Origin of the sequence: Frankia sp. CcI156 (assembly GCF_001983015.1) — a bacterium.
GTDB lineage: Bacteria > Actinomycetota > Actinomycetes > Frankiales > Frankiaceae > Frankia > Frankia casuarinae.
Window position 1 is genome coordinate 19,542 of the sequence record NZ_MOMD01000048.1, and the last position, 21,528, is coordinate 41,069.

Sequence of the window (21,528 nt, forward strand, 5' to 3'; positions counted from 1 at the left end):
ATCAGTAGCTGTGCTCGATCGTCGGGTACCTGCCGTYCCGGACGTCCGCGCGGTAGGCTCGGGCGGCGTCCGCGAGAATCGTGCGCAGATCCGCGTACCGCTTGACGAACCGTGGCGTGCGGCCGCCGCTCAGCCCGGCCATGTCCTGCCAGACCAGCACCTGGGCATCGCATCCCGAGCCGGCTCCGATACCCACGGTGGCGATGCGCAACTCCTTCGTCACCCGGGTGGCCAGATCGGCGGGAACCACCTCGAGCACGACCGCGAACGCGCCGGCCGCCTCGAGCGCCAGCGCGTCGGCCAGCAGGATCTCGCCGGCCTCGTCGCGGCCCTGGACCCGGTAGCCCCCGATGGTGTGGATGCTCTGCGGGGTCAGCCCCAGATGCCCGATAACGGGGATGCCGGCGCCGACCAGGGCGTCCACCGCCCGGACCACCCGGGAACCGCCCTCGAGTTTCACCGCGTGCGCCCCGCCCTCCTTGAGGAAGCGGGTAGCGCTCGCCAGTGCCTCGGCAGGCCCCCCCTGGTACGACCCGAAGGGCAGATCGGCGACGACCATCGCGTGCGGTGCTCCGCGGACCACCGCCCGGACCAGCGGCAGCAGCTCATCGACGGTGATCGGCACGGTCGTGTCGTAGCCGTAGACGACGTTGGCGGCCGAGTCCCCGACCAGCAGGACGGGGATCTCCGCCTCGTCGAAGACGGYGGCGGTGGTGGCGTCGTACGCGGTCAGCATCGACCACTTCTCGCCCCGGTTCTTCGCCGCGGCGACGTCGCGCACTGTGAAACGGGACCGGAGTGGCCGCGGCGGCGTGGTCGGCGCGCCGTAGGGCGTCGCCGCCGGGTCCGCCGGGTGGGGCGCCGGGTGGGTGGGTGTGTCTGAAGCATCCATGAGCGCTCCTGTACGTCCGTCCGGGCGCTGGGCGTCCCGGCGTCCCCCTCATGCTGCCACCAACGGCCGCCACGCGGAGAGCCCGTGGTGGAGCAGATCCACCCAGCCCCGAGGTGGCTGTTCGGGCTGGGGCGTTCGGGCGGTGGTTTCGTGGTGGACCGTGGCCCGATCGGGGTGGAACGCGACGCACGCCACGCCGCTGCCATGGCAAACGGATGCGTCTTGACCGGCTGGGACGTATGCTGATCTTGAAGTGCGGCGAGAACGTGCGGCGCGATCAAGGTGGCGGGTGGCCTTTCCATGCGGATGCATCGGCACGGCGGCGACGGAGCGGGCGGGGGATCAGGCCGGTGTCCCGCCTGATGGCCACCCGGGACGTGCGCGCTGCGCATCCTCGGCGACCGTCCGACCGGGTGCCCTCCGGGGTCCGCGTCTCCCGCGCTCCCGGTCGTCCGAGGGACACCCGCTGCGATGAGGCGATCATCGATGYCGCGCTGCACGAGCTCGCGACGGTCGGCTTCGCGAGCCTGTCGATGGAGGMGGTGGCGACCAGCGCCGGGGTCGGCAAGGCGACGGTCTATCGCCGGTGGCCAACGAAGGACGCCCTGATCGGGGACGCGTTGGACACCCTGGCCGACAGCCTCGACGCGGTCGAGACCGGCTCCCTGCGCGACGACCTGGTGGCCTGGCTGAACGCGCTGCGCCGGCACAACCTCCAGTCGTTGTCCGGGCGGATCATGCCGAAGCTCGTCGCCGAGCGGAGCACGCACCCGGAGTTGTTCGCCACCTACTCGCAGAAGGTGATCGAGCCGTCGCGGGAGAAAGCGGCCGCCATGCTCCGGCGCGGCATCGAATCGGGGGAACTCGCCGCGGACGTCGACGTCGACCTCGTCGTCGACATGCTGGTCGGGCCGGTCGCCTATCGGCAGTACATGAGTGGTGACTGCGAGGTGAGCGGAACGCGGATCGCGAAGATCGTCGACACCATCCTCGGTGGCATCCGCTGCCGGCAGGGTGCGCGGCCGACGGCGGAGGCGCCCGCGTGACGCTGARCCACGCTCGTCACGCTGAGCCGCACCCGTCACGCTGAGCATCCCGCTCGCCGGGGGCACCATGCGTCCGCGAGTAGCATCGCGAACGGGCCAGGAAGGCCCGCCGCGGGGCCGCCTGCCGGCCGGCGACGCACCGGCGACGCGATCCCCGCATCCGTGTTCCCAGCGCAACAGGAGAGATTCGGTGTCCGACGTCCGCGTTACCGTTCAGCACGCCCAGCGCAGCGATCCGCGGGTGGTGCCGACCGGGACGACGGCCGCCGAGCTGTTCGCCGACGACCGGAACGTGATCGCGGCTCTGGTTGACGGTCAGCAGCGTGATCTCGCTCATGTTCTCGCCGACGGGGTCGTCGTCGAGCCGATCATGATCGACTCGCCGGCCGGGCGGGCGATCGTCCGGCACTCCACCGCGCACGTCGTCGCCCAGGCGGTCCAGGAGCTCTTCCCGAAGGCACGCCTGGGCATCGGGCCGCCCATCGACGACGGTTTCTACTACGACTTCGACGTCGAGTCCCCGTTCACCCCGGACGACCTCAGGGCCATCGAGAAGAGGGCGCAGGCGATCATCAGGGCCGGCCAGCGCTTCTCCCGGCGGGTCGTCACCGAGCCCGAGGCCCGCGCGGAGCTCGCTGACGAACCGTACAAGATCGAGTTGATCGGGCTGAAGTCGAGTGACACGGCGGCCGACGACGCCGAGGCGAGTGTCGAGGTCGGGGCGGGCGAGCTGACCATCTACGACAACCTCGACGCGAAGACCGGCGAGCTGTGCTGGAAGGACCTCTGCCGCGGGCCGCACGTGCCCACCACCCGGGCCATCCCGGCCTTCGCGATCCTGCGTTCCGCCGCGGCCTACTGGCGGGGGAGCGAGAAGAACCCGCAGCTGCAGCGCATCTACGGCACCGCGTGGGAGTCGCGCGACGCGCTCAAGGCCTACCAGACCAGGCTGGCCGAGGCCGAGAAGCGCGATCACCGCAAGCTCGGCGCGGAGCTTGACCTGTTCTCGTTCCCGACCGAGATCGGCCCGGGGCTGGCGGTCTTCCACCCCAGGGGCGGCGCGATCCGCACCGCGATGGAGGACTACTCGCGGCGCCGGCACATCGAGGCCGGGTACTCGTTCGTCAACACCCCGCACATCACCAAGTCGGAGCTCTACCAGATCTCCGGGCACCTGGACTGGTTCGCCGAGGGCATGTACCCGCCCATGCAGCTCGACGGCGGCACCGACTACTACCTCAAGCCGATGAACTGCCCGATGCATATCCTGATCTTCCGGTCGCGGGGCCGGTCGTACCGGGAGCTGCCGCTGCGGCTGTTCGAGTTCGGCACGGTCTACCGCTACGAGAAGTCCGGCGTGGTCCATGGCCTGACCCGGGTGCGCGGGCTCACCCAGGACGACGCGCACCTGTTCTGCGCCCGCGAGCAGCTACCCACCGAGCTCGACAGCGTGCTGACGTTCGTGCTCGGGCTGCTGCGCGACTTCGGGCTGACCGACTTCTACCTGGAGCTGTCGACCCGGCCGGCGGGCAAGGCCGTCGGCACCGACGAGGAGTGGGCGCAGGCCACCGAACTGCTGCGGGAGGCCGCGCAGAAGCAGGACCTGGAACTGGTGATGGACCCGGGCGGCGGTGCCTTCTACGGGCCGAAGATCTCCGTGCAGGCCCGTGACGCCATCGGCCGGACCTGGCAGCTGTCCACCATCCAGGTGGACTTCCAGCTGCCGCGGCGCTTCGGCCTGGAGTACCAGGCCGCGGACGGGACCCGGCAGCGGCCGTTCATGATCCATCGGGCGTTGTTCGGCACCATCGAGCGGTTCTTCGCCATCCTGCTGGAGCACTATGCCGGGGCACTGCCGCCGTGGCTCGCGCCGGTGCAGGTGGTCGGCATCCCGATCACCGACGAGCACGTGCCGTACCTGGACGAGGTCGCCCGGCGGCTCGCCGCACACGGCCTTCGGGTGGAGGTCGACTCCTCCGACGACCGGATGCAGAAGAAGATCCGTACGGCGCAGAAGCAGAAGGTGCCGTTCATGCTGCTGGCCGGAGATTCCGATGTCGCCCAGGGTGCGGTGTCGTTCCGTTTTCGAGACGGGACGCAGCGTAATGGCGTGCCGGTGGACGAGGCCGTCGCGGAGATCCTCGACGCGGTGGAGCGCCGCCGCCAGGTCTGAGCCGCGCGGCTGGCCCCGGCCCGCGCGGCTGGTCAGGCCGGCGGGTTCTCGCGCCAGCGGGAGGTGATCGGCAGTCGGCGGTCGCGGCCGAACGCCTTGGAGGTCACCTTCGGCCCGGGCGGGTTCTGGCGGCGCTTGTACTCGGCGAGGTCGACGAGCCGGATCACCTTGTCCACCACGGCCGGATCGTGCCCGGCCGCGATCAGCTCGGCCCGGCCCCGGTCGTGGCTGACGTAGTCGTCCAGGACGGGATCGAGGATGCCGTAGTCGGGCAGCCGGTCGGAGTCGAGCTGACCCGGGGCGAGCTCGGCGGACGGCGCCTTGACGATGATCTCCTCGGGAATGGGTGGCACCTCGCCACGCTTCTCCGCGGCGGCGTTGCGCCAGCGCGCCAGCCCCCAGACGCGGGTCTTCGAGACGTCCTTGATGGGGGCGTAGCCGCCGGCGCTGTCTCCGTAGAGGGTGGAGAACCCCGTTGCCAGCTCGCTTTTGTTGCCGGTGGTGAGGATCAGGTGCCCATGYTGGTTCGACAACGCCATGAGCAGCGTTCCGCGTACCCGGGCCTGCAGGTTCTCGTCCGCGAGGCCGTGCAACCCGCCGAGGGCGGCGGCGGCGGCGCGGAACGCGGCGGCGATCGGCTCGATGGGCACCACGGCGTGCCGCGTGCCCTGGCGGCGGGCGAGTTCGGCGGCGTCGGTCACCGAATGCCCCGACGAGTAGCCCGAGGGCAGGGCGACAGTGTGGACGGCGTCGGCGCCGATCGCGTCGACCGCGATGGTCGCGAYGAGCGCGGAGTCGATACCGCCGGACAGCCCGAGCGCCACCGAGGAGAAGCCGTTCTTACGGATGTAGTCGCGGGTGGCGGTGACCAGCGCGGTGTACAGCTCCCCGGCGGGCTCGGGGCGGTCGGCGACGACCGGCGGCAGGGGGGCGAACGGTGCCAGCGGYTCGGCGGCCAGTACCGTGCGCGTCACCGTCATCGTCGTGCCGTCCTCGGCGTCAACGGCCCCGGCGTCAACGGCCCCGGCGTCAACGGCCCCGGACACCGCCCGCGCCGGGCCGGAACCGGYCGCGGGCAGGTCCAGGTCGGTGATCAGCAGCGCCTCGCTGAAGACCGGCGCCCGCGCGACGAGTTCCCCCGCGGCGTCGACGACGAGGGAGTCCCCGTCGAAGACCAGCTCGTCCTGCCCGCCGACAAGGTTGACGTAGGCCAGGGCGGCCGCGGCCTCCCGGGCGCGCCCGGCACACAGGGCGTCGCGCTGGAAGGACTTCCCCTGCTCGTAAGGGGAGCCGTTGATGCACAGGACGAGGCCGACCCCGGACCGGCGGGCCACGGTGATCGGCCCGCCCTGCTGCCACAGGTCCTCGCAGATCGTCAGGCCCACGTCGATCCCGTGCAGCCGCAGCACCGGAAAGGCCATGCCGGGCACGAAGTAGCGGAACTCGTCGAAGACGCCGTAGTTCGGCAGGTGATGCTTGGCGTAACGTGCGACGACCTCGCCGCCCCAGAGCACCGCGGCGGCGTTCTGCGGTTCACCGGCCGGGCGTCCCACATTCGGCGCGGGTTGCGCGGATGCGTCGAGGTAGCCGACGACGACGGCGATCTCGCCACACCCCTCCTCGGCCAGCCGGCGGGCCAGAGCTACCAGCGCCCGCTGGCTCGCGGCGACGAAGGAGCGGCGCAGGACGAGGTCCTCCGGCGGATAGCCGGTCAACGTGAGTTCACCGAAGGCGATCAGATGAGCGCCGTCGGCGACGGCCCGTTTCGTCCAGGTGCTGACCAGGTCGGCGTTACCGGCGAGGTCCCCGACGGTCGTGTCCACCTGGGCGAGGGCGATCCGCAGCTGGGCCATGGTTGCAGCGTAGGTGGTCGCGGCGTGGGCCGTTAGGTCCCGTGTCGGGGGGGTAGGTAACACGCCGTTGGCGGACGGGTTGCTACCAGGCAACATCACGGCGATGAACGGATGTAGTCGCTAGGGTCGGGATAAGCACATCGGGTGGCCCGTATCGTCGAGTCCACATCCTCAGCGCGGAGGCACTATGGACAAACAGCAGGAGTTCGTTCTCCGGACTCTGGAGGAGCGGGACATCCGCTTCGTTCGGCTCTGGTTCACCGACGTACTCGGGTACCTGAAGTCGGTGGAGATCGCCCCCGCGGAGCTGGAGGGGGCGCTGGCGGAGGGTATCGGTTTCGACGGATCCGCCATTGAGGGCTTTGCGCGGGTACACGAGGCCGACATGCTGGCCCGGCCCGACCCCTCCACCTTCCAGGTGCTTCCCTGGCGCGGTGAACATCCGCTTACGGCCCGGATGTTCTGCGACCTCGTGATGCCGGACGGCACGCCCGCCGCCGCCGACTCGCGCTGGGTGCTGCGGAGCGCGCTGGCCAGGGCGGCCGACGCGGGGTTCACGTTCTACACCCATCCGGAGATCGAGTTCTTCCTGCTCAGGGAGCCGCCGAAGCGGGGTGGCCCGGTGCCCCCGCCGGTGGACGAATCAGGCTACTTCGACCTGACCCCCAATGACATCAGCCATGATTTCCGGCAACAGGCCATCAGCATGCTCGAACGGCTGGGCATCTCGGTGGAGTTCAGCCACCACGAGGTGGCCCCCGGCCAGCAGGAGATCGATCTTCGCTACGCCGACGCCCTCACCATCGCCGACAACATCATGACCTTCCGCCAGGTGGTCAGGGAGGTGGCGTTGCGGCAGGGTATTTACGCCACCTTCATGCCCAAGCCGTTCGGTAACCAGGCCGGGTCGGGGATGCACACCCATCTGAGCCTTTTCGAGGGCGACCGTAACGCCTTTCACGACCCGACCGACGACTATCAGCTGTCCAAGGTGGCGAAGGCCTTCATCGCCGGGCTCCTCGCGCACGCCGCCGAAATCACCGCGGTGACCAACCAGTGGGTGAACTCCTACAAGCGGCTCATCGGCGACCAGCGGGTCGGCGAGGTGCTGGAGGCGCCGGCCTATGTGTGCTGGGGCCACAACAACCGTTCGGCGCTCGTGCGGGTTCCGCTCTACAAGCTCCACAAATCCAACGCCACCCGGGTGGAGTTCCGGCTGCCGGACAGCGCGTGCAACCCGTATCTCACCTTCGCCCTGGTGCTGGCAGCCGGCCTGCGGGGTGTCCAGGGCGGTTATGAGCTGCCACCGGCTTCGGCGGACGATGTCTGGACGCTCACCGACACGCAGCGCCGTGAGCGCGGGATCACCGCCCTGCCCGGCTCGCTCGCCGAGGCGGTCAAGGTGATGGAGCATTCCGCGCTTGTGCGGGAGACCCTCGGCGACGAGTTGTTCGACTTCTTCCTGCGGAACAAGCGGGCCGAGTGGCTGGAATACCGTCGGCAGGTGACCCCGTTCGAGATCGACCGGTACCTGCCGGTGCTATGACCGGGCGGACCGGCACCCGGCCCCCCACGGTCGGGCCGGGACCAGTCGGGGCGGGATCGGTCCCGGCCCATCCGCGGGGGAGTTCGGTCGCCGCGCAGCTCGCGCGGCTCGGCTTCACCGACGTCGACCGGGTCGAGACGACGATGCGCCGCCTCGGCCTGCTCACTCCGGCCGTCCAGCCGCCCACCGCCGGCAGGGATGTCCTGCCCGGTCCCGCCACCGTGGGAATCGTGCGCGAGGAACGGCTCGAGGCCAATGTCGTGGCCGGCTCGCTGGCGGCCGCGGCCGATCCGGACCGGGCTCTCGCCGCGCTGGACCGGCTCGTGGACGCCCTCGGCCCGGCCGGGGGCGCGGCCCTCGTCGGCGCGCTGGCCCGCCACGAGGGGCTGCGGGACCGGCTCGCCGCCGTGCTCGGCGCGAGCATCGCGCTTGGCGATCATCTTGCCCGCCATCCGGCGGACTGGCGCATCCTGGAAGCCGACGAGGTGGTCACCACCCCGCCGGATGCGGCGAGCGTGCGGGCGGGTCTGCTGCGCGCGGTCGGCGCGGATCAGGACGATCCGGCGCCCCGGGCGGCGGGCGACGGTCCCCAGATCCTCGACGCCCTGCGGATCGCGTACCGCAGGGCGCTGCTGGTCCTCGCGGCGCGGGACCTGACCGGCGCGGTGCCACTCGACGAGGCCACGGCCGAACTCGCCGATCTGGCAGGATTCGCGCTGGACGCGGCGCTGGCGGTCGCCCGTGYCGGGCTCGACCCGCGGCTGCCCCCGGTCCGGCTCGCCGTGATCGGCATGGGCAAGTGCGGCGGWCGGGAACTGAACTACGTCAGCGACGTCGATGTTGTGTTCGTCGCCGAGCCGACGGCACCGCGCGATGCGGCGAACGGTACGGCGAACGGGGGGAAGAGCGGGGCGGAACCGGCCGGGCCGGCGGTACTGACGGCGGCGACGCGGCTGGCGGAGGGGCTGGTCCGGGCCGCCGGCACCGTCACCGCTGCCGGTGCGCTGTTCCAGGTTGATGTGGGGCTTCGCCCGGAGGGCCGGGACGGTGCCCTGGTCCGCACGCTCGCCAGCCACCACGCCTACTACCGTCGCTGGGCCCGGACCTGGGAGTTCCAGGCGTTACTCAAGGYCCGCCCGATCGCGGGAGACCTGGCGTTGGGCGCCGAGTTCTGCGCGATGGTCGCGCCCATGGTGTGGACGGCGGCCTCCCGTCCCGGCTTCGTGGCCGACGTGCGGGCGATGCGGCGCAGGGTGGAGTCGACACTGTCCCGCGCGGAGGCGGAGCGCAATCTCAAGCTGGGCCCGGGCGGCCTGCGCGACGTCGAGTTCGCCGTCCAGCTGCTGCAACTCGTCCACGGCCGGGTGGATGCCAAGCTGCGGGTCGCCTCCACCCTGGGCGCCATCGACGGTCTGGCCCGCGGCGGCTACGTCGGTCGGCGCGACGCGGCCGGGCTCGCCGACGCCTACCGTTTTCTCCGTAACGCCGAGCACCGCCTTCAGCTGCAACGGCTGCGCCGGGTGCACACGCTGCCCCGGGATTCCACCGAGCTGCGCTGGCTGGCCCGGTCGATGGGGTTGCGCACGGCGGAGGCGTTCGAGGAGGCCCACGCTCGGGTGGTCCGATCCGTCCGATCGCTGCACGAGAAGCTCTTCTACCAGCCGTTGCTGGAGGCGGTCGCCCGCCTGTCGACGGAGGAGATCCGCCTCACCCCCCAGGAGGCGGCCGACCGGCTGGCCGCGCTCGGCTTCGCCGCGCCGGACCGGTCGTTGCGCCATATCGAGGCGCTGACCAGCGGGGTGAGCCGGACGGCCGCGATCCAACGCCACCTGTTGCCGACGATGCTGCCCACCTTCGCCGACGCCCCCGATCCCGACGCCGGGCTGCTGGCCTATCGGCGGGTCAGCGAGGCACTCGGGCGTACCCCGTGGTATATGCGGCTGCTGCGGGACTCTGCCGGCGCCGCGTACCGGCTCGCCCGGGTGCTCGCGACCAGCCGGTACGTGGCGGACCTGATGGCCCGTGCGCCGGAGTCGGTGCGGCTGCTGCGCACCGAGGACGATCTCGTCCCGGTGCCGCGGGAGGCACTGGTCCGGACCATGGTGGCGATCGCCCACCGCAACCCCGACTGGGAGGAGGCCGTCGGGCGGGCCCGGGCGGTGCGCCGCGTCGAACTGGTCCGGGTCGCCTGCGCGGACCTGCTCGGCCTGCAGGACGTCGCAGCCGTGGGCCGGGCGCTGGCGGACGCCGCGGCCGCCACCATTGCCGCGTCCCTGCTCGTCGCCGAGCGCAGGGTCGCCGGAGGTGACCCGGAGTCGTTGCCGGCGCGGATCTCGATGATCGCGATGGGCCGGCTCGGCGGCGCGGAGATGTCCTACGGCAGCGACGCCGACGTGCTGTTCGTGCACGAGGCCAGGCCAGGAGCGTCGGCGGACCGGGCGAGCAGGGCCGTCGCCGAGGTGGTCGGTGAGCTGCACCGGCTGCTGGCCGTTCCCGGACCCGATCCGGCGCTGCGCCTGGACACGGCGCTGCGTCCGGAGGGGCGCAGCGGCCCGGCCTCGCGCACGCTGGAGGCGTACGCGGCCTACTACCAACGGTGGTCGCAGGAGTGGGAGTCGCAGGCGCTGCTGCGGGCGGAGCCCCTGGCCGGTGATCCCGGGCTCGCCTACCGGTTCTGCCGGCTGGCGGACATGGTGCGTTACCCGACCACRCTTCCCGCGGGCGCCCTGGACGAGATCATCCGCCTGCGCGGGCGGATGGAGCGGGAACGGATCCCACGGGGAGTCGATCGTACGCTGCACCTGAAGTTCGGCCCCGGGGGGCTGACCGACGTGGAATGGGCGGTGCAGATCCTCCAGTTGCGCCACGGCCGGCAGATTCCCACGCTGCGCACGACGTCGACGCTCGAAGGCCTGGGGGCCGCGGTCGTCGCCGGTCTGCTCGACGCGAGCGAGGCGGAGATCCTGCGCGCGGCCTGGATGTCCGCCTCCCGCATCCGCAACGCGAGCACGCTGGCCGGCTGGCCGCGTCCGGACGTCGTCCCCGACCGCCCGCCCGGTCTGGAGGCGATGGCGAGCGCGGCGGGATACCCCTCCGACCGGGCCGGCGAGCTCGTCGCCGAGCACCGCCGGTCGGCGGYGCTGGCCCGCGCCGTCGTCGAGGAGGTGTTCGCGCGCGAGCGGACCGCGGATTTCGGCTAGTACGTCCGGTGGTGCCGGAACCGCGCCACCGTAAGACCGGGCGGCAGGCGGTCGTGTCGTCGGGAGCACCGCCACGGCCGCCTGTACTCCGGGATGGTGACCGTTCGTCAGACGGTCGCCTCGGCCGGGGTCGGGGTGGTCTGGGACGGCACGAACAGCGTCGGCTTGTCGCCGGCCAAGGCGCTGCAGCAGGTGTCGATCATGAGCGCGGAGACCAGGTACGGGTCCATGTTCGCGTTCGGGCGGCGGTCTTCCAGCCAGCCCTTCTTGGCCTTCTCGACAGCCCACGGAATGCGGATCGACGCGCCGCGGTCGGAGGCGCCCCAGGAGAACTTGTTCCACGGAGCTGTCTCGTGCTTACCGGTCAGCCGGTCCTGGATGCCGTGACCGTAGTGGGTCACGTGCTCCAGCACCCGGGTGCCGAGCGCCTCGCAGCAGGCGACGATGGCGTCCCAGCCCTCCATCGTCTGCCTGGTGGAGAAGTTGGTGTGCGCGCCGGCGCCGTTCCAGTCGCCCGGGATCGGCTTGGCGGCGAACGACACCTCGACGCCGTAGTCCTCGGCGATCCGGTGGAGCAGCCAGCGGCCCAACCAGATCTGGTCGCCGATCGCCGGGGCGGGGAGCACGCCGATCTGGAACTCCCACTGGCCCATCATGACCTCGGCGTTGGTGCCCTCGATGGCGAGACCGGCGTCGAGGCAGGCCTGCGCGTGCCTCTCGACGATCTGGCGGCCGGGCATCTTCGAGCCGCCGACGCCACAGTAGTACGGTCCCTGCGGCGCGGGGTAGCCGACCTCCGGCCAGCCGTAGGGACGGCCGTCCTTGAAGAAGGTGTACTCCTGCTCGATGCCGAACATCGGCGTCATGTCGGCGTACTTCTCGGCGACGGTCCGGGCGGCGGCCCGGGTGTTCGTCGGGTGCGGCGTGAAGTCGGTCAGCTCGACCTCGCAGAGCACCAGGAGGTTGTCGCCACCCCGCAGCGGGTCGGGCGTGACGAAGACGGGCCGCAGCACGCAGTCCGAGTTCGATCCGGGCGCCTGGTTGGTGCTCGAGCCGTCGAAGCCCCAGATCTCCGGTTCCTTACCGTCCCTGATGATGCGGGTCTTGCTGCGCATCAGCGGCTCGGGCTCGGTGCCGTCGATCCAGATGTACTCGGCCTGATAACTCACTCATACTCCCCGTGGTTGATCCTGCACGTTACGGAGCGACTTCGTGATCGGCCTGGCCAGCCGACCCAGGCCGCGAATGACGGGAGGGTTCGACCGGAGCCTTGTCGTGCCCAGTTACCTTCCTGTTCCGCGATTGTTAATTTTTGGTCTCTGCTATGTCACGAAAGGCTGGCTCTGGGCGATCGGGGCCGGCTKCCGTCCGGGATTTTCGGGGTCCCCGACTCCGCTTTTGTGTCGTGGTGTCCCGGCGGGCGGCGGAGGGAGATGGCCGGTATTMTGGACCGCGCCGTTCCGCATATACGTGAGGCCCGCCTCCGACGTCGTCGAAGTAGGGCCTCGGGGAATTGGTATACTAATTTTCAATGTGGGTTCGGGGTTTCGCCTGGTATCCCGGGAAAGGGTCCGGGCATCTCCTGTTCGCGATCTTTCCGGCGCTCGCCGGCGCTTGGTGGACAGCGGCGGACCTTCGGCCGGTCTCCGCCCGGAGGTGGCGGCGGGACCTGGTTTCCGCACGCGTCCCCGGCTCGAAGAGGCCTTCTGGCGCCGCGGCGAAGGCCCAGACGAACCGCAGGGGTCAATCAGGGCTCCCCGCCTCAAGAGCGTGACCGACCCCCGCGGTTCACCGGTGCCGCACCTGTCCGGGACCCGGTCGCGGTCACCGCCTCGGTGCCCGCCGGATCGCCCGAGGCCCGGCGATGGGTCAATGGCCGGAACCTTACGGCTGGGCGTCAGATGTCGTAGTAGAGGGTGAACTCGTATGGATGCGGCCGCAGGCGGATGGCGTCGACCTCGTTGACCCGCTTGTAGTCCAGCCAGGTCTCGATCAGATCCGCGGTGAAGACGTCGCCCTCCCGCAGGAACTCGTTGTCCGCCTCCAGCGCATCGARCACCTTCTCCAGCGAACCCGGGACCTGGGGAACCGCGGCCAACTCGTCCGGCGGGAGGTCGTAGAGATCCTTGTCGATCGGGTCCGGCGGATCAATCTTGTTCCGCACGCCGTCGAGTCCCGCCATCAGAATCGCGGCGAAGGCGAGATACGGGTTGCAGCTCGGATCCGGCACGCGGAACTCGACCCGCTTGGCCTTCGGCGAGTCACCGCTGAGCGGGATGCGGCAGCACGCTGACCGGTTGCGGGCCGAGTAGACCAGGTTGACGGGTGCCTCGTAGCCGGGCACGAGCCGACGGTAGGAGTTCGTGGTGGGGTTGGTGAAGGCCAGCAGCGCCGGGGCGTGGTGCAGCAGCCCCCCGATGTAGTAGCGGGCGGTGTCCGAGAGACCGCCGTACCCGTTCGGGCTGTAGAAGAGTGGCTCCCCGTCCTTCCACAGGCTGGAGTGGACGTGCATACCGGATCYGTTGTCCTCGAACAGCGGCTTCGGCATGAAGGTGACGGTCTTGCCGCGGYCGCGGGCGACGTTGCGGATGACGTACTTGTAGAGCATCAGGTTGTCGGCGGTCTTCAGGAGCGTGTCGTACCTGATGTCGATCTCCGCCTGGCCCGCGGTGCCGACCTCGTGGTGCTGCATCTCGACGGTGATACCCGTCTCGTAGAGCACCCGGGTCATCTCGGAACGCAGGTCGGTGAAGTGGTCCGTGGGCGGCACCGGGAAGTAGCCGCCCTTGAACCTCGGCTTGTACCCGAGGTTTCCGCCCTCTTCCTTCCGGGCGGTGTTCCAGGCGGCCTCGACCGAGTCGACCTGGTGCATCGACCCGTAGGGGTTGTAGTCATAACGGACATCGTCGAAGATGTAGAACTCMGCCTCCGGACCGAAATACGCGGTGTCCGCGACGCCGGTGCCCCGGAGATAGGCCTCCGCCTTCTTGGCGATGTTGCGCGGGTCCCGGGAGTACTGTTCCTTGGTGATCGGGTCATGGATGAAGAACGTCATGGCGAGGGTCTTGTGCTCGCGGAAGGGGTCCACGAAAGCGGTGTGCGGGTCCGGTAGCAGCAGCATGTCGGACTCGTGGATGGCCTGGAAGCCGCGGATCGACGAGCCGTCGAACATCAGGCCTTCGGTGAACACCGACTCCGCGAAGACCTGGGTCGGGATGGTGAAGTGCTGCATGATCCCGGGAAGATCGCAGAACCTGACATCGATGAACTGAACGTCTTCGTCCCGGATATAGCGAAGCACGTCTTCTGCTTTTGTGAACATTCGTCCTCCAGCATCGCGTCACGCTTCTTAGGCCCACAGGTTACGCCATGTTGGCGTGTCTCCGGTCACCAGGTCATCGGTGTACGACATCACGGGATGGTTTCCGTAGCGTTACCGAAACCCACTTCATCACTCAACGTGATGAGTTGGGTGCATGTTGCGGTGCCACATAAGCTTGCGTCGTGGGACGAGCACTTGGAGGCTGGCTTGACGGGCCAGGTCTGCCACGGGACACCCCGCCCGGGGTACGCCTCGGGTTGCCGCGGGACGGCCGAGGATCCGTGGTCGGGTTCGGCCCGCGTCTGCTGGCCTACCTCGTGGACGCGGTCGTCGCGAACCTGATCGTCGGCGTGCTGTACATCGTCGGACTGAGCTACGCCGCAGACGCGCGTGGCCTCGCGATCTACGCGCTCTTCCTGCTCGAGGAGCTGATCCTCGTCGGTACGGCCGGTCAGACGATCGGCATGCGGCTGGCCGGCATCCGCGTGATCCGGCTGCGTGACTGCGGTCGGCAGTCCTGGCCGTGGATCGTCGTGCGTACCGTTCTGCTGGGCCTGTTCATCCCGGTGTTCATCTGGGACCGTGACCTACGCGGCCTTCACGATCGCGCCGCCGGGACCGTGGTGGTGCGCGACCCCGAGAAGCCCGGCCCCGAGAAGTAGCGCGGATCCCCTCCACTTCGGGGCTTCGGGGTGGGCCACCGTGGGCCGCACAGCGGACCACGCCTGGCGGCGGCGCTATCGGATGCGGCCGCCGCGCGGGATGTTGCGGGGGATCGGTCCCTTCGGGATCGGCAGCGCCGCGCCGCCCATCGCCCGCAGGCGACGGTCAAGGGCATCGACCTCGCTGCGGCGCAGGGTGCGCCGCAGCCGCATCAGGGTGCTCTGCAGCTTGGGTAGGGGAGTCTCCCCCTCACTGGTACCGATGATGATGTCGGTCACCGGCGTGTCGCCGACCGCCTTGCGGATCCGGCGCTTCTCGGCGGCGAGCAGTTCCCGCGGGCCACGCCCGTGACCCTCCGCGATGATCACGACCCCGGCCCGGCAGACGACACGGTGCACCACATCCTGATGCCGGTTGACGCCGACGGCGGGGGTGAGGCGCCACTCTCCCCGCATCCGTTCGATCACTCCGGCGGCGGCGCCCGGTTTGCCTTCCATCTCGGCGTAGGCGGTCCGCTGCACCCGCCGGCTGAACAGGTTCAGGGAGACGACCACCCCGAGCAGAAGGGCGATCGGAATCCACAGGTACAGCGGACCGACGAAGATTGCGGGCACAATGCCGACGGCGACCGGAGCGAGGAAGCCCGCCAGGGTGATCCAGAGCGCCCGGGGATCGCGTTGCCGGGTGACCTTGTAGATCATCCGGAGTTGGGCGACCCGAGTGGTGAATCCCTTTCCCGGTCCCGCCTCGCCGCTGCGGCCGTTCCGACCGGCCGCGCCACCCTTGCCGGCCGCACCGGGGGTCTTCCCCGCGGCGCCAGGATTGGTGCCGCGTCTGCCAGCCGCGCCGTTCTTGTCGGCTGCGCCCGCCGACTGGTCCTTCCCCGCCGCCCCAGGGGCCGCCGGCCCCGGGGCGTCCGTCGGCTTCTTCTTCAGTGCCATGACCGCGAGCCTACGGCCTCCTGGCCAGCGGCATGCTCGTCCCGCGCCCGCTGATCGCCGTTGGCCGGCGGGAAGTCCGGCGGATCTGACTGTCGGGCGTGATCAGGGCGTGACGCGGATCAGGGCTGGGCGGCGACCGCGCGCGGACGCGGGGCGGCGGCCCGGGGTGGTGACTCGGGGTGGCGCGGGCGTGACCGACGTGACCGAAAGCGGCACGGTGGTATCCATCCATCGATAGCCGGTCGTCACGTGCAGATCGGTGGCCGCCCGCCAGGCGTTACGACGCGCGGTCTTCTGACCTCCGTGCGGCAGCAGCAGCAGGGTCACTTCTTCGAGAACGCTGAGCAGTGAACGGAGCACGATGGGAACGACCTCCCGGCACGGTCGTGGGCACACACCTCGATGATGGGCGAAGAGGATGACCCCCATGTAACGATGGGGTAACGCTAAGCTAATTCTAGCCGCTTCGAGGAATGGTCACCACGGACTCGGCCGTTGCCCGTGAGAGTTCTCCGACACACTTTCCGGGGGAACGGACATTTCGCTGCGGTCCTGGTCACGTGCCGTCATCGCTTGCTGGTAGAGGCGGCTGGCCCGGTAGGAAGACMGGACGAGCGGACCGGACATCACCCCGGAGAACCCGAGCTCCGCGCCGACACGTCCCCAGTCGAGGAACTCCTCCGGCCGCACCCACCGCTCGACCGGATGGTGCCGCGGCGTCGGGCGCAGGTACTGGGTCACGGTGAGCAGCTCACACCCCGCCGACCGCAGATCCCGCAGGGCCGTGTGGATCTCCTCCGCCGTCTCACCCAGACCCAGGATGAGGTTCGACTTCGTGACCAGCCCGGCCTGGCGGGCCTGGCGCAGCACGTCGAGTGAGCGCTCGTACCGGAACGCCGGCCGGATCCGCCTGAAGATCCGGGGTACGGTTTCGAGGTTGTGGGCGAGTACCTCGGGCGCCGCCTCGAACACCTCGCCCAACTGGTCGGGCCGGCCGCCGAAGTCCGGGATCAGGACCTCCACGCCGGTATCGGCCGAGCGTGCGTGGATCTGGCGGACCGTCTCCGCGTACAGCCACGAGCCGCCGTCCGCGAGGTCGTCCCGAGCGACTCCGGTGACCGTCGCGTACCGCAGGCCCATGGTGGCGACGGACTCCGCCACCCGGCGCGGCTCGTCATGGTCGAGCGGGGCAGGCCGCCCGGAGTCGATCTGGCAGAAGTCGCAGCGGCGGGTGCAGACCTCCCCGCCGATCAGGAAGGTCGCCTCGCGGTCCTCCCAGCATTCGTAGATGTTGGGACAGCCGGCTTCCTCGCACACCGTGTGCAGCCCGGCCGATTGGACCAGCCCCTTGACGTCCTGGTACTGCGGACCGGTGCGCAGCCGAGTCCTGATCCACGATGGCTTGCGTTCGATCGGCGTCTGCGCATTACGGGCCTCGATGCGCAGCAGCGGGCGACCCTCGGGGGCGACGGCGGTCATACCACCAGCTCCATCTGCTCAGCTTGCTCGGCGACCGGTTCGAAGGAGGGGAGGCTCCGCGGCCAAGCGGATTTTGGCGAGGAAGCGCTGTCTGTCCCATGCTTCGCGGTGGGAGGCCGCGGAAAGCCGAGAACATCCACAATCATAAGCCTGCCGGCTCAGTCGCGGGGCACCGCGGGTAGCAGGCGGGGCACCACCGCGGTCTCCACGGCGGTGCCGTCCGGACCGCGTTCGACCCGCCAGGCGTGCACCCCGGGCCGGTCGGCCACCGCCTCGACGAGATCGGTGCCGTGGAAGTGCAGACCCACTCCGTCGTCGGTCGCCCATCCGGCCGGCAGCGTGCCCTCGGCGACCAGCCGCTGGAACAGCGGCCGCCGGCTGGCCTCCGAGTCGTAGTGCGGGGTGTTGCTGAAGGGCAGCAGGCCGAGGCCGTTCGTCACCGGGCGGAGAGCCGGGCCGAAGGAGTCGGTGGTGCCGCCCACATGCCAGCACAGTGAACCGGCGGAGACTCCACCGAGCACGACCCCCGCCTCCCACGCCTCTCGGAAGATCTCACCGAGCCCGTGCACGGCCCAGACCGCGAGCAGGTTGGCGACGCTGCCCCCGCCGACCCAGACGACGTCCTGCGCCAGCAGATGGGCGCGGATGTCGGCGATGTTCGGCATCGGGAACAGCGTGAGATGGGAGAGCAGCACGTCGGGCCGGTCGCGGTTGAACGCCGCGTACCCGCGGGCGTAGGCGGCCTGGTCGTCGCCCAGGGCGGTCTGCAGCAGGCAGACCCGGGGCCGTGCGCCCGCCGCGGACAGACTGATGGCGTGATGGAGGATGGGACCGACCTTGGCTCCGTAGCGGCCGTCCGGAAGGAAGCCACCGCTGGTGGCGAGGATCTGCACGGGTTCGTCGCTCTCTGAAGGCTGTCGCATGTGACGGTCGTCGATCGCATACCCCGCGGTGGATCGTAAAAAGTTATCCACAACCGGACGAAGAGGTAGGCAGACCGGACCGGTTTGAGCCTAGCGTCGCTTCTTGTGACCTTCACCGACGATTCCGCGGACAGGCCGGCCCGGCGCGTCGGCGGCGTACCCGAGGTCCCGGGGGTGAGCATGCGTTCCCGCCTGCGGGACGCCGGCTCTGGAGAGCTCTGGTCGGGTCAGTTCGACCAGTCCGGAATCGAGTGCGTGGTGCGGCGGGTGCGGTTGGCGCCGGACCCGGTGCTGCGTTCCGCGGCGGTCATCGCGGCCCGGGCCCTCGTGGACCTGGAGCATCCCCATCTGGTGCCGGTCGTGGCGGTGTTGCCGACCGCGGAGGGCCTGGCGTTGATCACCGAGCCGGTCGTCGGCGGTGTCAGCCTCGCGCGGCTGCTCGCCGCCCGCGGGGACCTGGACCCCGGTGAGGTCGTCACGATCGGTCTGCCGATCGCGCAGGCCCTGGCCGCCGCGCACGCCGTCGGCGTCGTGCATGGCCGGCTCGAGCGTGCGGACATCCTGTTGGAGCCGAACGGTCGTCCGGTTCTGATCGGGCTCGGGGTCGCGGCGCTGGCCGACGCCGCCAGACCGGATCCGATTCCACCCGAGGCCGCGTCCGCGGACGTCCATGACCTGGCCACTCTGCTGCTCGGGGCGATGCGTGAGGCCACCGGGCCAGACGCGGCCGCGGTGGCGGTGGCGGTGGCGACCGCCATGATCGACGACCCGCGTCGGCGACCGAGCGCCCTGGAACTCGCCGCGTCGCTGGCCCGCAGCGCGACTCCGCTCCCGGTCCGCCTGGCGGGCGGCGGCGAGGTGGGCGGCGGCGAGGTGGGCGGCGGCGAGCCGGGTGGCGCGGCGCGGCGCGGTCCCTCGCCGACCGACACCCTGCCGGCGATCCCCTGGGTGGACCCGCCCGACGATCCGGCCCCGCCCGACCGGGCCATCACCGGAGCGACGGCCGTCAACGCCGCGGAGCTGCTCGACTCGTTGCCGCCACCGCCCCGACGATCGACCCGTGCGACGACCAACCCTCGGAAGGCCGCCCGCGGTGGCGGTCGGGGCTCCGGGGGCAAGGGGTCGGCCACCCCGGGTGCGGCTGCTCCGGGGCCGCGGTCACCGCGTTCCGGCGGATCCACCGGAAGCGGCCAGGGGACGCAGCGAGGTCCGCGCGGGCACACGACCGCCTCGGGCTCCCCGGGTCCCGCGAGGCCCCCGGGGGGCCTCGGCTCCCCGGGCCGGAGCACCCGGCCGACCTCCGCGCGCCGACCGCGTCGGGTGGGAGCCCGCCGCCAGCGCTTGCTGTTCCCGGTGACCGCCGGGCTGGGCCTGCTGGTGGTCGTGGCGGCCGTCGCGTTGCTGCTGGCCAGCCCGGAGAAGGACGATGCACCCGGCGCGGCCGGGACGTCCGTGCCACCAACCGGTGCAGCCTCCGCGGCCGGGCGGGGACCGACGGCGTCGCCGGTCGCCAATCAGTCGCCCGAGCAGGTCTGGCGTTCGGTACTCGCCGAGTTGAACACCGCGCGCAGCCGTGCGTTCGAGCGGGCTGACGAGAGCCTCCTGACGGAGTCTGATGCCGCGGGTAGTGAGTTGCACGCTTCGGATATCGCGCTGATGAGGCAGGTGGTCGCGAGGGGGGCGCATGCCTCGGCACTGCGCAGCGACATCCTCGATCTCAAGGTCCGGGTCGAGGAACCGGACCGCACCGTGCTGCGGGTCACCCAACGCCTGAACGCCTACGACTTCCTCGACGCCGGGGGGAAGGTGCTGGCGCATCAGGCGGCGAAGTCGCCGGAACGGCGTGACCTCACCCTGATCCGTACCGGCTCCGGTTGGCGGGTCTCGGAGAACGTCCCGGTCACGGCCGGCTGACCGGACGGTCAGCCGGCCGTGACCGGGCTACAGGCCGAGTTCGGCTTCGAAGGCTCCGTTTTCCAGCCGGTGCTTGGTGAAGGCCAGGAAGCGAGCCGCGTCGGCACCGTCGACGATGCGGTGGTCGTAGGTGAGGGACAGGTACACCGTCGAACGAACCGCGATGATCTCGCCCAGCTCCGGATCGTCGACGACGGCCGGCTTCTTCGTCACGATGCCGGTGCCGAGGATGCCCACCTGCGGCTGGTTGATGATCGGCGTGTCGAACAGGGCGCCTCGACTGCCGGTGTTCGTCAGGGTGAAGGTGCCGCCGCCGAGCTCGTCGGGCGAGATTCGGTTGGCCCGGGTGCGGCTCGCCAGGTCGTCGATCTTGCGGGCCAGCCCGATGAGGTTGAGATCGCCGGCGTTGTGGATGACGGGCACGACCAGACCACGCTCGGAGTCCACGGCGATGCYGAGGTTCTCCTCTCCGTGGTAGGTGACCGTGCCCGCCTCGACGTCGATGCTGGAGTTGAGCTGCGGGAACTCACGCAGCGCCGCACAGGTCGCCAAGGCGAAGAACGGCAGGAATGACAGCTTGATGCCCTCCCGAGCCTGGAAGCCRCTCTTCGCCCGGTCCCGCAGCCGCGCGATCCGGGTGACGTCGGCCTCCACCACGGTGGTGAGCTGCGCGCTGATCTGCAGCGACTCGACCATGCGGCGAGCGACCAACGCCCGCAGGCGGGAGAGCTTCTCGGTCTGGCCGCGGACGGGGGCAGCGCCGGTCGGCGCCACGGTCGGCGCCACGGCTGGGGCTGTCGGGGCTGTGGGGGGGGTCGCGGGAGTCTCCTGCGCCGCGGGAGCCGCGTCCCGCGGCCGCGCGGCGTCCTGGATGTCCTGCTTGGTGACGCGTCCACCCGGCCCGGTTCCCGCCACGGTTCCCAGGTCCACGCCGAGCTCGGCGGCCATCTTGCGCACCAGCGGGGTGACGTAGCGACCGATGCCGCCGCCGTTCCCGTTGGCGGCGGCCGGGGTCTGGGCCGGGACCGGGGTGAGCTCCGGCTGACGAGCGAACGCCGGTGCCGGCGCGGGCGTCGGCGCGGGTGCGGGCGTCGGCGCGGGTGCGGGCGTCGGCGCGGGTGCGGGCGTCGGCGCGGGTGCGGGCGTCGGAGTGGGCGGAGGCGGCGGTGCCGCGGCAGCCGGCTTCACGGGTTCCGGCGCCGGTTCGGGTTCCGGCTCCGGCGCGGCGGGCGCCTGCGTGGCCTGCGCCGGTGCGGTGCCGCCACCCGCGGACCCGTCGTCGATCACCGCGAGCTCGACGCCGACCTCGACGGTCTCATCCTCGGCGACCTTGATCGAGCTGACGACACCGGAGGCGGGGGCGGRGATCTCGGTGTCGACCTTGTCGGTGCTGACTTCGAGCAGTGGCTCGTCGGCCTCGACGCGTTCACCCTCCTGCTTCAGCCACCGCGTGACGGTTCCCTCGGAGACACTCTCCCCGAGCCGGGGCATTGTGACAGATACAGACATGCTGGAACGACTCCTTTGTCGCGTCCGGCATCTGCACCGCGCGGGCGGCCGGCCGGAGGCGCTCATG

The 21,528-nt window shown here is 70.7% G+C and carries 15 protein-coding genes; 6 read left to right on the top strand and 9 right to left on the bottom strand.

Going from position 1 to position 21,528, the window contains the following annotated elements; all coding sequences use genetic code 11:
* Position 1: 1 nt before the first annotated feature.
* Positions 2-892, bottom strand: a complete 891-nt coding sequence (panB, locus tag CcI156_RS17180) for a 3-methyl-2-oxobutanoate hydroxymethyltransferase (protein ID WP_076806842.1) — start codon at positions 890-892, stop codon at positions 2-4.
* A 350-nt stretch (positions 893-1,242) separates the two neighbouring features.
* Here panB and CcI156_RS17185 point away from each other — a divergent pair, with 350 nt between their 5' ends.
* Both CcI156_RS17185 and thrS read left to right on the top strand, forming a co-directional pair.
* Entirely contained in the window at positions 1,243-1,938 is a 696-nt protein-coding gene (locus CcI156_RS17185; protein WP_254847483.1) for a TetR/AcrR family transcriptional regulator, read from the top strand.
* Between the two features lie 190 nt (positions 1,939-2,128).
* Positions 2,129-4,111 carry a threonine--tRNA ligase gene (gene thrS, locus CcI156_RS17190; protein ID WP_023841802.1) on the top strand — a complete coding sequence of 661 codons (1,983 nt, stop codon included), beginning with the start codon at positions 2,129-2,131 and terminating at the stop codon, positions 4,109-4,111.
* A 32-nt stretch (positions 4,112-4,143) separates the two neighbouring features.
* On the opposite strand, the gene CcI156_RS17195 is transcribed toward thrS, so the two are convergent.
* Positions 4,144-5,964, bottom strand: coding sequence for an NAD+ synthase (locus tag CcI156_RS17195; RefSeq protein WP_076806844.1), 1,821 nt, complete (start codon positions 5,962-5,964; stop codon positions 4,144-4,146).
* Between the two features lie 187 nt (positions 5,965-6,151).
* On the opposite strand from CcI156_RS17195, the gene CcI156_RS17200 reads away from it, so the two are divergent.
* Together CcI156_RS17200 and CcI156_RS17205 are read left to right on the top strand one after the other, a co-directional pair.
* On the top strand, positions 6,152-7,510 hold the full coding sequence (locus CcI156_RS17200) for a glutamine synthetase family protein (protein WP_011437530.1): 1,359 nt from the start codon (positions 6,152-6,154) through the stop codon (positions 7,508-7,510).
* Positions 7,507-10,710 carry a bifunctional [glutamine synthetase] adenylyltransferase/[glutamine synthetase]-adenylyl-L-tyrosine phosphorylase gene (locus tag CcI156_RS17205; RefSeq protein WP_076806846.1) on the top strand — a complete coding sequence of 1,068 codons (3,204 nt, stop codon included), beginning with the start codon at positions 7,507-7,509 and terminating at the stop codon, positions 10,708-10,710. The genes CcI156_RS17200 and CcI156_RS17205 overlap by 4 nt, the downstream gene beginning before the upstream one ends.
* 107 nt (positions 10,711-10,817) lie before the next feature.
* On the opposite strand, the gene glnII is transcribed toward CcI156_RS17205, so the two are convergent.
* Positions 10,818-11,879 carry a glutamine synthetase GlnII gene (gene glnII, locus CcI156_RS17210; RefSeq protein WP_011437528.1) on the bottom strand — a complete coding sequence of 354 codons (1,062 nt, stop codon included), beginning with the start codon at positions 11,877-11,879 and terminating at the stop codon, positions 10,818-10,820.
* A 728-nt stretch (positions 11,880-12,607) separates the two neighbouring features.
* The gene (glnA, locus tag CcI156_RS17215) at positions 12,608-14,032 is read right to left on the bottom strand and encodes a type I glutamate--ammonia ligase (RefSeq protein ID WP_076806848.1); all 1,425 of its coding nucleotides are present in this window, start codon (positions 14,030-14,032) and stop codon (positions 12,608-12,610) included.
* A 182-nt stretch (positions 14,033-14,214) separates the two neighbouring features.
* Between glnA and CcI156_RS17220 the strand changes: the two genes are divergently transcribed.
* Entirely contained in the window at positions 14,215-14,694 is a 480-nt protein-coding gene (locus CcI156_RS17220) for an RDD family protein (RefSeq protein ID WP_082456814.1), read from the top strand.
* Between the two features lie 75 nt (positions 14,695-14,769).
* Here the strand turns inward: CcI156_RS17220 and CcI156_RS17225 are convergent, their stop codons facing one another.
* The 4 genes from CcI156_RS17225 to CcI156_RS17240 all read right to left on the bottom strand — a co-directional run bounded on the left by CcI156_RS17225 (position 14,770) and on the right by CcI156_RS17240 (position 18,008).
* Positions 14,770-15,636: a DUF4191 domain-containing protein gene (locus tag CcI156_RS17225; RefSeq protein ID WP_011437525.1), complete on the bottom strand. Its 867-nt coding sequence runs from the start codon at positions 15,634-15,636 to the stop codon at positions 14,770-14,772.
* A 102-nt stretch (positions 15,637-15,738) separates the two neighbouring features.
* Positions 15,739-15,963: a hypothetical protein gene (locus tag CcI156_RS17230; protein ID WP_173645813.1), complete on the bottom strand. Its 225-nt coding sequence runs from the start codon at positions 15,961-15,963 to the stop codon at positions 15,739-15,741.
* A gap of 150 nt (positions 15,964-16,113) precedes the next feature.
* Positions 16,114-17,115, bottom strand: coding sequence for a lipoyl synthase (gene lipA / locus CcI156_RS17235; protein WP_076806849.1), 1,002 nt, complete (start codon positions 17,113-17,115; stop codon positions 16,114-16,116).
* Between the two features lie 158 nt (positions 17,116-17,273).
* A complete protein-coding gene (locus tag CcI156_RS17240) occupies positions 17,274-18,008 on the bottom strand; it encodes a peptidase E (RefSeq protein ID WP_023841807.1) in 735 nt (244 codons plus the stop codon).
* Between the two features lie 135 nt (positions 18,009-18,143).
* Between CcI156_RS17240 and CcI156_RS17245 the strand changes: the two genes are divergently transcribed.
* On the top strand, positions 18,144-19,952 hold the full coding sequence (locus CcI156_RS17245; RefSeq protein WP_232235027.1) for a protein kinase: 1,809 nt from the start codon (positions 18,144-18,146) through the stop codon (positions 19,950-19,952).
* A gap of 27 nt (positions 19,953-19,979) precedes the next feature.
* On the opposite strand, the gene sucB is transcribed toward CcI156_RS17245, so the two are convergent.
* Positions 19,980-21,461 (bottom strand): 2-oxoglutarate dehydrogenase, E2 component, dihydrolipoamide succinyltransferase, encoded by a 1,482-nt coding sequence (gene sucB, locus CcI156_RS17250; RefSeq protein WP_076806851.1) that lies wholly within the window; start codon positions 21,459-21,461, stop codon positions 19,980-19,982.
* Positions 21,462-21,528 lie beyond the last annotated feature (67 nt).

Bases quoted from the DNA above. Each gene is read 5' to 3' on its own strand.
- CcI156_RS17225 (WP_011437525.1), bottom strand. From the start codon at position 15,636: ATGGCACTGAAGAAGAAGCCGACGGACGCCCCGGGGCCGGCGGCCCCT.
- CcI156_RS17200 (WP_011437530.1), top strand. From the start codon at position 6,152: ATGGACAAACAGCAGGAGTTCGTTCTCCGGACTCTGGAGGAGCGGGAC.